This is a genomic window from Pontibacter anaerobius (assembly GCF_026241195.1).
Lineage (GTDB): Bacteria > Bacteroidota > Bacteroidia > Cytophagales > Hymenobacteraceae > Pontibacter > Pontibacter anaerobius.
The window spans coordinates 233,259-247,073 of sequence record NZ_JAPFQO010000001.1 but is presented as its reverse complement, the minus strand read 5'-3'; the positions used below and the strand labels follow the sequence as shown (position 1 = coordinate 247,073).

The 13,815-nt window shown below is 48.9% G+C and carries 14 protein-coding genes; 4 read left to right on the top strand and 10 right to left on the bottom strand.

Going from position 1 to position 13,815, the window contains the following annotated elements:
* Nucleotides 1–636: 636 nt before the first annotated feature.
* From rplM to tsf, 4 genes are all read left to right on the top strand, one after another.
* Nucleotides 637–1,086, top strand: coding sequence for a 50S ribosomal protein L13 (gene rplM / locus OO017_RS01225; protein WP_266050611.1), 450 nt, complete (start codon nt 637–639; stop codon nt 1,084–1,086).
* 4 nt (nt 1,087–1,090) lie between these two features.
* Nucleotides 1,091–1,477, top strand: a complete 387-nt coding sequence (gene rpsI, locus OO017_RS01220) for a 30S ribosomal protein S9 (protein WP_266050610.1) — start codon at nt 1,091–1,093, stop codon at nt 1,475–1,477.
* Nucleotides 1,478–1,498: 21 nt separating this feature from the next.
* Nucleotides 1,499–2,266, top strand: coding sequence for a 30S ribosomal protein S2 (rpsB, locus tag OO017_RS01215; protein WP_119432764.1), 768 nt, complete (start codon nt 1,499–1,501; stop codon nt 2,264–2,266).
* Nucleotides 2,267–2,437: 171 nt separating this feature from the next.
* Nucleotides 2,438–3,271: a translation elongation factor Ts gene (tsf, locus tag OO017_RS01210; RefSeq protein ID WP_266050609.1), complete on the top strand. Its 834-nt coding sequence runs from the start codon at nt 2,438–2,440 to the stop codon at nt 3,269–3,271.
* 131 nt (nt 3,272–3,402) lie between these two features.
* Here tsf and OO017_RS01205 read toward each other — a convergent pair whose 3' ends face one another.
* The 10 genes from OO017_RS01205 to OO017_RS01160 all read right to left on the bottom strand — a co-directional run bounded on the left by OO017_RS01205 (nt 3,403) and on the right by OO017_RS01160 (nt 13,790).
* Nucleotides 3,403–3,876, bottom strand: coding sequence for a DUF1203 domain-containing protein (locus OO017_RS01205; RefSeq protein ID WP_266050608.1), 474 nt, complete (start codon nt 3,874–3,876; stop codon nt 3,403–3,405).
* 103 nt (nt 3,877–3,979) lie between these two features.
* A complete protein-coding gene (locus OO017_RS01200) occupies nt 3,980–4,222 on the bottom strand; it encodes a hypothetical protein (protein ID WP_266050607.1) in 243 nt (80 codons plus the stop codon).
* A gap of 274 nt (nt 4,223–4,496) precedes the next feature.
* Nucleotides 4,497–6,311 carry a MutS-related protein gene (locus OO017_RS19950; protein ID WP_266050606.1) on the bottom strand — a complete coding sequence of 605 codons (1,815 nt, stop codon included), beginning with the start codon at nt 6,309–6,311 and terminating at the stop codon, nt 4,497–4,499.
* A 30-nt stretch (nt 6,312–6,341) separates the two neighbouring features.
* Nucleotides 6,342–6,767 carry a RidA family protein gene (locus OO017_RS01190; protein WP_266050605.1) on the bottom strand — a complete coding sequence of 142 codons (426 nt, stop codon included), beginning with the start codon at nt 6,765–6,767 and terminating at the stop codon, nt 6,342–6,344.
* Nucleotides 6,768–6,880: 113 nt separating this feature from the next.
* Nucleotides 6,881–8,038, bottom strand: a complete 1,158-nt coding sequence (locus tag OO017_RS01185; protein WP_266050604.1) for a DUF4097 family beta strand repeat-containing protein — start codon at nt 8,036–8,038, stop codon at nt 6,881–6,883.
* On the bottom strand, nt 8,031–8,663 hold the full coding sequence (locus tag OO017_RS01180) for a hypothetical protein (protein WP_266050603.1): 633 nt from the start codon (nt 8,661–8,663) through the stop codon (nt 8,031–8,033). The genes OO017_RS01185 and OO017_RS01180 overlap by 8 nt, the downstream gene beginning before the upstream one ends.
* Nucleotides 8,664–8,703: 40 nt before the next feature.
* Nucleotides 8,704–9,261, bottom strand: coding sequence for an RNA polymerase sigma factor (locus OO017_RS01175; protein WP_266050602.1), 558 nt, complete (start codon nt 9,259–9,261; stop codon nt 8,704–8,706).
* A gap of 667 nt (nt 9,262–9,928) precedes the next feature.
* Nucleotides 9,929–11,506 (bottom strand): L-piperidine-6-carboxylate dehydrogenase, encoded by a 1,578-nt coding sequence (gene amaB / locus OO017_RS01170; protein WP_266050601.1) that lies wholly within the window; start codon nt 11,504–11,506, stop codon nt 9,929–9,931.
* A gap of 105 nt (nt 11,507–11,611) precedes the next feature.
* Nucleotides 11,612–13,105, bottom strand: coding sequence for a Do family serine endopeptidase (locus tag OO017_RS01165; RefSeq protein WP_266050600.1), 1,494 nt, complete (start codon nt 13,103–13,105; stop codon nt 11,612–11,614).
* Nucleotides 13,106–13,286: 181 nt separating this feature from the next.
* A complete protein-coding gene (locus tag OO017_RS01160; RefSeq protein ID WP_266050599.1) occupies nt 13,287–13,790 on the bottom strand; it encodes an Hsp20/alpha crystallin family protein in 504 nt (167 codons plus the stop codon).
* Nucleotides 13,791–13,815 lie beyond the last annotated feature (25 nt).

Here is a 13,815-nt window from a genome sequence, read left to right as displayed (position 1 = left end):
AGGTCCCAGCGCGATGCGGGAAGACGAGCCCTCCCGGACTGGAGGGAGCCAAAGCATGAGGTGAAACTTTAGGTTCGTAAGACTGAGGATCAGCAGCGGCTAGTAAGGATAGCTTGTTTCAAGCTACAGAAAGCAACGGCTATGGAAGTATAAAGTACGGATTGCGCGGACTAGGAAATCCTCGGCAGAGAGGTTCCGGACAGGGATGTCCGGAACAGCGGGTGGCTTAGCTCAAGTTATAGGAAGCAGCGGCTAAAATATATCCAAAGTTAAAAGTTTGGCTCTCCGAGCCAGTTGAGTTACAAACTCAACATCATTGTAGGACACAAGTCTGGAGACTTGCGCCAGGGAAGGGCTTGCGCCAGAAAAGGGGGGATAGCAGGAGCAAGCATAAAGTATAGCCGAGGAAAGTATGAACCAAGCATCTGCAGAAGCTACTAAGTATAGCAGGTAAAGTAGTGAACCCTACACAATCATAAACTCATTACTCCACTTTCCTACCCCACTATTTACCTGTCTTACAGCATATTTCTCATTATCTATTGCATACCAAATAATTAACTTATATCTTTGTGTCCATTTTCGAAAGACCGAAAGTTCATAATTAAATAAATAAATCGCTTACAACCACTAAAAATGGATCATTTAAGTTATAAGACCCTTACTGTCAACAAGAAGACAGCCAACAAAGGCTGGGTGATTGTTGATGCAGGGCAAGGAAGCTTGGGTCGTGTGGCATCTGAGGTTGCCAAGATCCTGAAAGGCAAGCACAAGCCTTCGTATACTCCTTTCGCTGACTGCGGCGACAACGTGATCATCATCAATGCTGATGACACACGTTTCACAGGCCGTAAGTGGGATCAGAAGTACTACCTGACGCACACGGGTTACCCAGGCGGTCAGAAGAAAACTTCCCCACGTGAGCTTAAGGCTAAATCATCTACACTGCTTGTAGAGCGCGCTGTTCGCGGCATGTTGCCGAAAAACAGCCTGGGTCGCGAGCTGTTTAGAAATCTTCATGTTTTTGCAGGAAGCGAGCATCCATTTGCAGCTCAGCAGCCTAAAGAATTAACCCTCAATATCTAATTTAATGGAAGTTATCAATACATCTGGTAGAAGAAAAACCTCGGTGGCTCGTATCTACATGACGGCCGGGCAAGGGAATATCACTATTAACGGTAGAGATATCAAGGATTACTTCCCTAGCGAAGTACTTCAAACTATTGTGAATCAGCCGTTTCAAACCTTAGAGTCTATTGGCAAGTACGATGTGAAAGCCAATCTTAGAGGTGGTGGTGTAAGCGGCCAGGCTGAAGCACTTAGACTTGCTATCTCCAAAGCACTGGTAGTTGAAAACGCCGAGAACAAGTCAGCTCTTAAGAAAGAGGGCTTCACAACACGTGACCCACGTATGGTGGAGCGTAAGAAGTTCGGTAAGCGCAAAGCTCGTCGTTCATTCCAGTTCAGCAAACGTTAATATTAAAGGTGTATCAACAACATGGCAAGTACTAACTATAAAGAATTACTTGAGGCAGGTGTTCACTTTGGCCACCTTACCCGCAAGTGGGATCCGAAAATGGCTCCATACATTTTCATGGAGAAAAACGGTATCCACATTATTGACCTGAACAAAACGCTGGTTGCACTTGATGAGGCTACGGCTGCTATCAAGAACATCGCAAAGTCTGGTCGTAAGATTTTATTCGTAGCTACTAAAAAGCAAGCGCAGGAAATCGTGGCAGAAGAGGCTCGTCGCCTGAAGATGCCTTACGTTACCGAGCGTTGGTTAGGTGGTATGCTTACAAACTTCGCTACTGTGCGTAAGTCTCTGAAGAAAATGTCTACCATCGATAAAATGATGAAAGACCCAGAGCAGTCTAAGGCACTGGCGAAGCGTGAGAAGCTGATGCTTTCTCGTGAGCGTGAGAAACTGGATCGTGTATTAGGTGGTATCAACGACCTGTCTCGCCTGCCAGCTGCTCTGTTCATTGTAGACGTGAAGCGTGAGCACATCGCGGTAAAAGAAGCTCAGAAACTGAACCTGCCAGTATTCGCGGTTTGCGATACGAACTCTAACCCAGAGCTGGTAGACTTCCCAATCCCTGCAAACGACGACGCTTCTAAGTCTGTAGCCCTGATCGTATCGATCGTAGGCAAGGCTATCGAAGAGGGCCTGTCTGAGCGTAAAGTGGACAAAGAAGAGACTGAGCGCAAGCGTTCTGAAGAAGAAGGAATTAAAGCGAAGCAGGAAGCTGACGAGCAATAATCCTTGATTCATATTGCACTATCAAACTGAACATTGGGCATATTCCGCTTCAATGTTCAGTTTGTTTTAGGGGATTTGGGAAGTGAGACAAAAGACTTAAGTCTCAGAAAATGACCTCCCCTGCCAAACAGAGTACAAAATTTATAATTCGTAATTCTTAATTATAAAAAGATGGCTATTACAGCACAAGACGTTAACAAACTCCGTCAGGAAACCGGAGCCGGTATGATGGACTGCAAGAAGGCGCTTACTGAAGCTAACGGCGACTTTGAGGCAGCTAAAGATATTCTGCGCAAGCAGGGCCAGAAAATCGCCAGCAAGCGTGCTGACAACGCTACCTCTGAGGGTATCGTGCTAACGCAGGTAAGCGAAGACGGCACTAACGGTAAAGTAATCGCCCTGGCTTGCGAAACTGAGCCTGTGTCTAAAGTAGAAGACTTCCAGAACCTGGCGAAAGCTGCCATGGATACTGCTGTTTCTACAAACGCTGCCACTAAAGAAGAGCTGCTTGCTGCTCCTCAGGCTGACGGTCGCTCACTGCAGGAACACATCACTGACCTGATGGGCAAAATCGGTGAGAAGATCGACGTTATCTCTTACGAGAACGTAACCGCTGAGAAAGTTGTAAACTACAACCACTCTAATGGCAAGCTGGGTGTATTGGTTGGCCTGACTAACACTGGCGGTGCTGACGTAGAAGAAGTTGGTAAAGACGTAGCGATGCAGATCGCTGCCATGAAGCCAATCGCGGTTGACAAAGACGGCGTTGACTCTGCTACTGTTGAGCGTGAGATCGAGGTTGGTAAAGAGCAGGCGCGTGCCGAAGGCAAGCCAGAGGCTATGCTGGAGAAAATTGCGATGGGTAAACTGAACAAGTTCTACAAAGACAACACCCTGTTGAACCAGGACTTCGTAAAAGACCCTTCTGTTTCTGTAGCCAAGCTGTTGGACAACACTAACAAAGGCATGACAGTAACTGAGTTCAAGCGTGTAGCTATCGGTTAATTTCAGCTGAAAATATAAAATAGAAAAGCCCGCCGTAAGGTGGGCTTTTTTGTTTTGTGGTAACGGATAAAGCTACTTAGCGCAAGTATCTGTTTTGCCAGGTGAGGGCTGAGCGATGTTATGTAGCGTTTTTATTCCATTCGGTTAACCTGGCAATTATAACATCCAGGACTTGAATTATGGATTTGAATATAATCTGCCGACCTGTTATTGAAAATATCTTGAATTGCTTCTTTCAGTTCTTTGCCTTCGGTGGTTCTGGCATCTATCATCATCCCATTGCTATCATATACTCTTAATGACAAAAGCCTATGTAATAGCATTTTCGGGATTTCGTTGATTTCTAAATTCGCATGTACAGCATTTTTTCTCACGAAAATGGGTCCGCTGGCTTGATAGGGAGAATCGGTGTCATGATGTTTAAAGGGTAATAAAATGACCTCTTCTCCTATTTCTGCATCCTCAAGACTTACTCTGCAAGGATAGCCCGGCTTTGCATCTACAATCATTTTAATCGCACCTATGGAAGATAGATCGCTCTTTCCCCAATTAAATAGGTGATTGAAATTGTTGCCGATGGCTGATATTCTAAAATTCACGTCCATAATCTCCTTTTTTATTCAAAGGTTAGATATTATAGACGATGCTTCAACCCGATTCTTGCGTTTTCCTAATGTGCCTGACTAATAGCTAAACTAAGCTTTCCTCTCACCCATTCCGCCTGATTGTACTAACAAAGGCATCCCGCATATCAACAAAGCGGTTCACTACGGCTTCGATGAAGTCCTCATCCAGCAGGGCTTTGGCTCCTTCGTCTCCCATAACTTCAGTTTCCTCAATTTTATAGATCTGCTCCAGGTTTGCTTTCTCCAGCTTCAGGATATACTTGCCGTTGTAGGAGTGCAGCGTGATCTTCACGTGCGGATTAGGTATGTCGGCTACTACTCTCATAGTTTTAGGTGCTTTTTAGTTAAATGTATGAATGTATAAAATAGGAACAAGTATTAACCTGCCCCTCCCAAGAGGCGGGGCAGTTAAGTTCTCTTTTTTGTCATCCTGTAAGGATCTTGGTGGTCTTTAGCATAGGCTTAATCTCCCTGCCACCAAGTTTCTTTACAGAATGACAGTAAATTTTCACCCCGTTTTCTCTAGAACTTAACGGCCCTACCTCCTAGGAGGGGAACTCGTAATATGATACTATGTCTAAAATTCCTTTGTCAAAAAATCAGGCTTCTTCTTCAATCTCTATACCCATCAGCTGCATGAGCTTGCTGGCGTTAAAGCTGCGACAAAGGCCGGGGGTAAGCTTATAATCGAAGTTGATCTCATTCCCAACGATGTCGCTGTTGAAGCTGTAGTTCTCTACGCTACCACGCAGTTCCTGTTCCATGGCACCAAGCTCTAAATCGTGGGTAGAGATAAGGCCGGAAGCATTGCGCTTGTGCAGCTGCCGTATCAGCGACATGGCCCCGAGGTGGCGGTCGCGAGAGTTGGTGCCTTTCAGGATCTCATCGAGGAGGTAGAAGACCGGCTGCCCTTGCTCCGTCAGCTCCAGCAGCATACGCAGGCGCTTTAGCTCGGCATAGAACGAGGAGGTATTCTCGGCCAGGTTATCAGCTGTGCGCATAGCGGTGTACACTTGTGCCGGCGCCACCGTTATACTTCTGGCACAGGCCGGAGCGCCCATCAGCGCGAGCACCATGTTTATACCTACTGTCCGAAGAAAAGTAGTTTTGCCCGACATGTTGGAGCCCGTGATGACAATCGTGTGCCCAATCCCTTTCATTCCGAAATCATTGGCTACAGGCTTAACCGAAAAGATAAGCGGATGCGCCAAAGCGGTGGCCTGGTACAGGAAAGGCACCTGGCTGAGCTGTGGCACGGCATAGTGCGGGTGTGCATGCTGAAAGGCTGCTATACTTGCCAACGCCTCAAACTCCGCCAACACTGCCAGGCTATGCTCCAGTTGCTGCAGGTGCTGCTCTTTCCAACTCTCCAGGCGGTACATCCACACAAAATCCCAGAGCAAAATATTGTTCAGAAAAAAGGCCATCAGCGTGCTGAGGCGCCAGGAGAAGAAATCGATGATGTTGGCAAGCCTGTTTATACTTACTGAGGATTTGGTGCCGGACTTTGTAAACTCCCGCTGCATACCCTGCAGCCTTGGCGTATCAAACTGGTGCTGCTCTATGTGCTGCAGTTGTTTAGTATAGCTGCGCATGGCCTCGTAAATGCCAATGCTCTTCTCATAGTACTCATCGCGCTCCACCCTGAACTTGTACGCCAAAAAGAACTGCACCAACAGCAAGCCAACCGCCACCCAACCGGTAAAGCCGTAGAACCACGCCGCAATGGCTGCCAGGGTAAGTATGGGAAGTATAAAAAGAAGCGGTTTTAGCCACCCGTGCTGCCTGAAAAAAGCCTTATCTCTAAACCAATCTATAAAGCCCTCCGCCGACTCTGCATCGTGCTTGTAGTGCATGGGCAATGCCAGCAGTTCCTGCAGCCACTCCAACCGTAGTGGCGAAGCCAGTTCTGCCACTGCCTCCTGTCGCTGCAGCACCTCCTCAGGAGCAGCGGCCCTGCGTAGCCAGGTTGCCAGTTTATACTTGCCAATGCTGGTAACGGAGCGGTTCAGTAGTTGAAAAAGCGAATTTTGCCCGAAAATATCGAGGTCAGAAGTATAGGGATGGTGATCGTCTATAAACTCCTGGCCGCCGTCAAACTTATTGAGCTTACCCTGCAGCCGCTCCACCTCCTGCTCGTTTATAAGCCGAAGCAGGCGCAGCTGCTGGTACCGGAAGTTCAGGCTGCTGTGCCAGCGCATCACCACCACAAACAGGGCATAAAAGACAAGTATGGTTAAGGCTCCGGCAGTATTGTTTCCGGTGTTAAAGAAATGGTAGGCCAGCCCTACGCCAGCCACAAACACCCCCACCCGCAGCCACGAAACGGCGCTGGAGGTAGAGGCGGCTTTTTTCTCCTGTTCGGCAAAGGCCGAGGCCCTGCCTAAGTATAAATTTTCTCTGCTTTCGCTCACAAATCTAGTATTTAACGCTACTTATACTTCTCAGTCGATCATAGCGATGCACTTCAGCTCGATGGCGATAGGTGTGGGGAGCTTATTAATCTCCACGGTGGTGCGGCACGGCTGATTATCTTTAAAGTACTCTGCATACAAACGGTTGTAGGTAGCGAAATCGTCTTTCATGTTGGTCAGGAATACGGTAACATCCACCAGGCTATCCCAGCTAGAGCCGGCGTCTTCCAGAATATACCGCACGTTCTGGAAAACAGAGCGGCACTGCGCCTCTATGTCATAGCTCAGGATGTTGCCCTGCTCATCGAGCTCCACGCCGGGTATCTTTTTGGTACCGCGCTCCCGTGGCCCCACCCCCGACAGGAAAAGGAGGTTGCCCACACGCCGTGCATGCGGGTACAGCCCCACCGGCTCCGGCGCCTTGCTTGAGTTTAGTAGTTCTTTGTTATTTGCCATAGCCAAATATACATAAATAAAGAGTGATTTTCTGGTACGCCCGAAAACAGGAAGAGCCGGCGGTTGCCAGCTCTTCCGTTCACCTTAAACAAACTATTTTAAATGCTTTATCTCTATTTTGTAAACTTCACATCGCCATACTTAGAGGTAATACTTACCACCCCCTTTGGCGATGCCCCGCCAAACCTGCCTTTGTATTCGGCTGAGGTATAGCTTTTTTCAAGCGATGTTATAGTAACCAACGACTTATCGACATTAAAGTTACCAAACTGTACATTCACGTCGAAGTTGAAGTTCGTGTTATCCGCGAAGTTGAGGTTTACAGGCGCAAAACCGCTGTCCACAGATATTTTGCGTATGTTTTTGCTGATGTTATCAATCTTAAAGGAGCCATACTGTACTTCCATCTCTACAATGTCCTCCAGGCTGCCCACGCTAAACTCGCTGAACTTTGAGGAGCCTTGAAGACCGCCAGCTTCCGCTACCTTCATTTCTCCAAATGCTACATTAATATTGCCTCCATTTATGTAGCCGCAGTTGCCCGAGCCGTAAGACAGTTTTACGATGTTCCCGGAATTAGCCAGGCGGTCGCATTTCAGGGCTCCGTAGCGCACATCTATGTCTGCCTTGCCTTTCATGGATGCCAGGTAAACATCCCCGAAACTGTTTTTAACAGCAATGGCGTTTTCAGTTGGCATGTAGATGGTGTAGTTGATCTCCAGGCTTCTTTTGTTGTGGCCATTAATACGCATCGGCTCTTTTTTGGTGCGGAAGGAGTAAGTGTTGCCTTCACGGCTTTCCACCACCTTAATGTTATCCAGCATTTCCTGCGCTTTTGCATCGGTGCTGGCGCGTGCAATAACATCCACCTTTACCCGTATCTCATTTTTATCCCAGGTGTTTACATGCACTTTGCCCCACTGGTTCTCAATATTCAATGCATCCTTGCTGCTTACCTTAAAGGTCTTGTCGATGGTTTTTCGTTTCTCGGCGTCGAACATGGCGGCCTCGGCTTCCATCTCCCCTGTCTGGTCAACAATCACCAGGTGCTCTATTTCTGACAGGTCTTTCAGTTCCACCAGGTTTTCCAGCGCGGCCATCTGCTTCAGGTTCCGGAGTTCGGCCAGGCTCTCCAGTTCCATTTCTTTCAGCACATGCAGTCCTGAGAGGTCAACGGTTACATCCGGACAGGGCGCAGTGTCTTTGGCCTGTGCCATGGCCAGCATCGGTGCCAGTGCCAACACCAGCATAAGGCGTAGAGAGTTATACATTTGAGGTATCATCGTTTTGTGGTTCTTGATTAGGTTCTTGTTTGTTTTGCTCCAAACTCTGGAGTACTTCTAACTGACGGTTCAGCACCTTGATCCGTATCTGCAGGTTCTGGATCAGGGCCCCTACTATTTCATCGGTATTAGGAGTCGTGTATAATTGCTTTTTGAGTTGTACATAGCTACTGTCGAGGCGGGCAAGCTCTTTGTCTATCACCTGCTGCTCGTCCAGGCCCAGCACCTTCAGGTCGTACTCACTGAGTTCGGATTTTTTAGCCTCGATCTGGCTTACGTAGTAGGCCTCCACCTCCGGTAGTTCGGGGGCAATGGCGTTTATACTTGTGGCAGCGGCCAAGGTGTTGGTTGTATCAGGAGCCTGCTGCTTCATCAGGAAAATGGTAAGGCCGCAGCCCAGCAGCAGCACGATGGCGGCCGCCACGCGCATAAAGAAGAAGTCTGCGCTGAAGCTGGCGCGCTCGCCAAAGTTTACTTTAATAACTCTGGCCTCTTTTTCGGGTGATTGCTTGGGCAAATCATGGCATATGTGCTGCCACAACTCCGGCCGGGGCTCGAACACATCGAACTCCTCGCGGTTATCTTGCACAAACTTTTCTAATCTATCTTTCATGGTATATCTGCGTCATAGTTCTGCAATCTTATACTTTAACTCAGGCCACAAACTGCGGCTCTCTCATTATCTCCAATAGTTTTTTGCGCGCCCTGCTGTACTGCGATTTTGAGGTAGACTCCGTAATGTTCAGCACCTCTCCGATTTCGGCATGGTCGTAGCCCTCCAGCAAGTATAAACTCAGCACCACACGGTAACCGTCGGGCAGCTTCTGGATGGCGCGCCGCACCTGCTCCACCTGCCACTCCGAGTCGTCCTCGGTTATCTCGTCCGGTACATCGGCCACAGTGCGCTCATCCATCGGCACCAGCTCCGAGCGGCGCTTGCGTACAGCGTTAATGGCCGCGTTGATCACGATTTTCTTCAGCCAGCTGCCGAAGCTTGCCTCGCCTTTATAGTTGTGCATATTCTTGAAGGCGCTCAAAAAAGCCTCCTGCAGCACGTCTTCGGCCTCGGTATAATCGTTGGTGATGCGCATACTCACGTTGAACATAGCCTTGGAGTAGAGCTTGTACAGCTCATACTGTGCCCTGTGGTCGCCGCCTTTGCAGCGTTCTACCACCTGGTGGTTCACATCCTGATAGCCAAGTTTTTCCAAAGTTTTATGCTTAACCGGTTATGCGCGATACTATACTATCTTTCCATCCTCCTCTCCCAATCTCTGCACTAAAGACACACCTTGGCAGGCGAGGTTGCATGAAGTTGTAAAATTTTTTCCAGAGTTTTTCGTTCTCGCACCTTATCCACACTATCCACAGGCATATGTGGATAAGGTTAAAAAGATATATACACCTCATTTACTTAAAGTTAAGGTATAAATTTCGGGATAACACAGGAATAAAATCCAGGTACAACCCTGCCACGGGAGCTGCTCAAGCATGTATGAATTCTGGTTTTCCACATATCCACATACAGCTTATACACAATTGTGGATATGTATGGTTTATACTATGGATGCAGAGAAAAGTATAGAGTATGAGCCTGCGTAAAAAGCGGCCGCGCGACGCAATTTTGAGAATGGATTGTAAAAAGAATGATACACATGGATAACAAATGCGTAGCGAACGGGTAATTCCCGCGTAGCATGACACAGCCATACTTTATGCACAGGTGTTAACAAAAAACGCCGGCCCTATGGTAGAGCCGGCGTTTTATACTTTGTCAGAATCAGGATTTACAGGATAAAAAAATAATTTTCAGGATAGACTTCAACTAACAATACCTATGCATCTTGTTCTCCTTTCTCATCCTATTAATCCTGATCTCTAGTCCATTATATCAAACTTGATGCCCTGGGCCAGTGGCAGCTCGCGGCTGTAGTTGATGGTGTTGGTCTGGCGGCGCATGTATACTCTCCAGGCATCGGAACCGGACTCGCGGCCACCGCCTGTTTCTTTCTCACCACCAAAGGCACCGCCTATCTCTGCACCGGAGGTACCGATGTTCACGTTGGCAATGCCGCAGTCAGAACCCCAGTGGCTCAGGAACGCTTCTGTCTCCAGCAAGTTGGTAGAGAAGATAGCCGAAGACAAGCCCTGGCGCACCCCGTTCTGAATCTCAATGGCATTCTCCACATCACCGCTATACTTGATCAGGTACAGAATCGGCGCAAAGGTCTCTTCCTGCACCATCTCGTAGTGATTCTCCGCCTCCACTATGGCTGGCTTCACATAGGTGCCGGTTTCATAGCCTTCGCCGCTCAGGATGTCGCCACCGGTCAGCAGAGTGCCGCCCTCCTGCTGCACCTTCTCCAGTGCGTTAGTAAAGGCATTCACGGCGTCCTTGTCAATCAGCGGTCCAACCAGCGTAGTACTATCCAGCGGATGGCCGATCGGCAGGTTCGGGTATACTTTCAGCAGGCGCTCTTTTACCTGCTCATAGATGTTCTCGTGGATGATAAGACGACGGGTAGAAGTACAGCGCTGGCCACAAGTACCCACTGCACCGAACACGATGGCGCGTAGGGCCATTTCCATATCGGCGCTCTCGGTAAGTATAATGGCGTTGTTGCCGCCCAGCTCCAGCAGGGATTTTCCTAAACGGGCTCCTACCGCCTCTCCTACTTTCTTGCCCATGCGGGTAGAGCCAGTGGCCGATACCAGCGGCACACGCTTGTCGTGGCTCATCAGGCTTCCGATCTCGGCCTCGCCAATAATCAGGTTGAAGATACCCTCCGGCAGCTCGTTCTCAGCCAATACCTCCCGGATGATATGCTGGCAGGCCACGCCGGTAAGCGGGGTTTTCTCAGATGGCTTCCAGATAATCACATCGCCGCAAACGGCTGCCAGCATGGCGTTCCAGCTCCAAACGGCTACCGGGAAGTTAAAGGCCGATATAACGCCTACAATGCCCAGCGGGTGGTACTGCTCATACATGCGGTGCTGCGGGCGCTCTGAGTGCATGGTGTAGCCATGCAGCTGGCGCGACAACCCAACCGCGAAGTCGCAGATGTCGATCATTTCCTGCACCTCACCCAGGCCCTCCTGGTAGATCTTACCCATCTCGTAGCTCACCAGCTTGCCCAGTGCTTCTTTGTGCTCGCGCAGTTTGTCTCCGATCTGGCGCACGATCTCGCCACGCTTTGGGGCCGGAGTTTTACGCCATACTTTAAAAGCCTCCTGCGCCGTGGCTACTACTTTATCGTAATCCTCGGCGTTGGCCATGTTTACGGAGGCAATGGTGTTACCATCGGCCGGCGAGTTGATGGTTCGGGTAGTGCGCCCTTCTTGCCCACCCCAGGCAAGGCCGGTGCTGTAGGCAGGGTTTATTTCTTTGATGCCCAGCTGGTGCAGTACATCTGTCAGTTCCTTGTTCAATGGCAATTCGTCTATGGTCTGCTTCATGGTTTTATCTCTTTTATAGTTTTAATAGGCTCTTACACAAAGCTAAAAAATAAAAAAGCTTCTGCAAGGCTGCAGAAGCTTTCTGTGGGTATTCGTTATGTTTTATTAACCTTTCCCAATAGGGTAGTAAGCCTTCAGGCCATCCGGGTAAACCCCCTCGATGTATACCACACCACCTTCAAAATTATTCAGGTGCTTCTCTACATCTGCCGGCTCGTTTACCTCATACTTATCGATGCGGGTAATGATGAAACCGTCCTTCATACCTGTGTCGCGGAACTTGCTGTCGCGTACGTTCTTTATTTTCGCACCGCCGTCGATGCCCAGTTTGCTCATCTCCTGCTTACTCACCGGCTCAAAGGTAGCCCCGTCAAAGGTGATGGCTTTGGCATTGCTGCGCTTCACAAGCTCTGTACTGTTATTCAAGTTCTTAAGAGTAACGTTAGCAGTCTTGTTCTTGCCTTCACGGATGTAAGATACTTTTACCTTATCACCAGGGCGGTAGCGGGCAATCTGCTCCAGCAATTGAGACGACTTGCCTACGTTCACATCATTCACGGCCGTGATCACGTCACCGGACTGCAGGCCTGCCTCTTTGGCGCCGCTGCCTTCCTGTACTGCAGCCACATACACGCCTTTAAGCGTCTTCAGGCCTTTCTCTTTTGCAAAAGCAGCATCAATTTCCTGTATCGAAGCTCCCAGTAGAGCACGCTGTACCTCGCCATACTTCAGCAGGTCATCCACCACTTTGCTTACAATAGCAGACGGAACAGCGAAGGAATAACCGGCAAACTGCCCCGTTTGGGAGGCGATGGCTGTGTTGATACCTACCAGATCACCGTTCAGGTTTACCAGGGCACCGCCCGAGTTACCCGGGTTTACAGCCGCATCCGTCTGGATAAACGACTCGATGCTCATGTCTTGCCTTGCGCTGGTACGCAGAATATTAATGTTACGCCCTTTGGCACTCACGATACCGGCTGTTACTGTAGAGGTCAGGTTCATGGGGTTACCCACGGCCAGCACCCACTCGCCTACCTGCAGGTCGTCGGAGTTGCCGTAGCGTATAGTTGGGAGGTTATCGGAGTTCACTTTCAGCAAGGCGATATCTGTGGTAGGGTCTGAGCCTACAAGTGTGGCTTCAAACTTACGCTTATCGTCCAGCACCACCTCGATCTTATCTGCCTTATCAATTACGTGATTGTTGGTAACGATGTACCCATTGGAGGCAATGATTACCCCGGAGCCGGAGCCTACCTGTGGGCCACGTGGCACGTTCTGCCCTAAACCATCACCAAAGAACTCCCTTAGGAACGGATCCATCGGGCTGCTGTACTGTTCCGAGGAGCGTACACTGTACTCTGTCATCACGTGCACCACGGCTGGCGTGGATACTTGTGCTGCTTTGATGAAATTCAGGCCTTCAGGCACAACGGTGTTGCTGCTGCGCATATCGCTGGTATAGCGCACCGTAGGGTACTGCTGCTCCTCTACCTGTACTGCATTATCCCCCTCCAGCACCTTATAACTACCCACAGCCACACCACCGCCTACAACGGCCGAAAGCGCAACGCCAAGTATAAACTGTTTCGTCTTCATATGTTACTTTTGATTTTACTATATATTATATCTCGAATAGACTATATCGCTTTTAATATAAACGCTCTTTCTTTATACGGTAGTATACTACAGCGCGATAGTTGTTTCGTTCACATCTGCTTATAAACAAAAAAGAGGCCAAACTTGTTGGCCTCTTTTGCTATGCGTTACCAGGTTAAGTTTACTTAGACTCACCATTCTCCTGGATCATTTTCTCTTTTTTCTTGTCAGGCTTGGTTTCCTTGCCTGCTCCCGATGAGATGTTAATCTGCCGTTTCATGGTTTTCTGCTCATCCTTCGGGATGTTCACGAGCAGGATACCATCGTTAAACTCTGCCGTAATCTTATCAGGGTTAACATTATCAGGCAGGTAGAAGGACCTGGTGAAGGAGCCGTACTGGGTTTCCAGCATGTGATAACGTCGGCCCTCCTCTTTCTTCTCCAGCTTTCGCTCACCGGTAATGGTTAGCTTACTCTCCTGAAAATCAATGGAGATGTCTTCCTTCTTCACGCCCGGCAAAGCGGCCTCAATCTCATACCCTCGCTCTGTTTCGCAGGCGTCTACGTGTGGTGTAAAGCCAGAAAAGCTTCTGGAGTTAACAGACTCGTTAAAGAATCTGTCTAACATAGAGCTGAAACTGTTTGGCATATTCTCCTGCATGCCGCTGTATCTAGTCAGTGCCATTTTGTACCTCCTTTTTTGTTTCTCT